General features: G+C 70.9%; 1 protein-coding gene. It reads left to right on the top strand.

Annotation, left to right across the window (positions count from 1 at the left end; translation table 11 throughout):
- Positions 1 to 306: 306 nt before the first annotated feature.
- Positions 307 to 656: transglycosylase family protein (locus IE98_RS0141655; protein WP_043176433.1), on the top strand; the 350-nt coding region annotated here is incomplete at its 3' end.

Below are 656 nucleotides of genomic sequence, written 5' to 3'. Positions count from 1 at the left end.
TGTGGTCCGGTTCACGGACGGTTTGCGGTGGTGCGGGTCACATCGGGGGGTGGGTGGTGGGGGTCGGGCCCGTGAAATGGGGGTCGGCTTTCGGTGGATACCGGTGGTAACCGGGGTCTGAGCTGGGGTTCTGTGGTGGAACCTTGTGTCGGGTGCGGGGGGTCCGTAACTTCGAATCCAGCGCGGCACACCGCCGGGGCCCCGGGGCCCGGCGGGTTCGGATGCCGGCTACCCCATGAACCGCAGGCCGATCGGGTCTGCCGACCCGTGCCCGGGTGTCGTCCCGGGACGCTTGAAGGGAACCGCATGCTTTTCCGTAACGGGACCACCGCTGCCACCGCCACCGCGACCAAGCGCTCCAAGCGTGTGCGGATGGCCGTCATGGGCGGCGCGCTGGCCGTCCTGCCGGTGGCCGGCCTCGTGACGGCGACGTCCGCCTCCGCCGCGCCGACCTCGACCTGGGACAAGGTCGCCCAGTGCGAGTCCTCGGGGAACTGGGCGGTCAACTCGGGCAACGGTTTCTACGGTGGTCTGCAGTTCACGTCGAGCACGTGGGCCGCGTTCGGTGGCCACGCGTACGCGGCCAACGCGCACCAGGCGAGCAAGGCGCAGCAGATCGCCGTCGCGGAGAAGGTCCTCGCGGCGCAGGGCCCGGG

Source organism: Streptomyces sp. NRRL B-24484 (genome assembly GCF_000717715.1).
Taxonomy (GTDB): domain Bacteria; phylum Actinomycetota; class Actinomycetes; order Streptomycetales; family Streptomycetaceae; genus Kitasatospora.
Note: the sequence above shows the minus strand (reverse complement) of the source record. Positions and strands in the feature narration are given on the sequence as shown.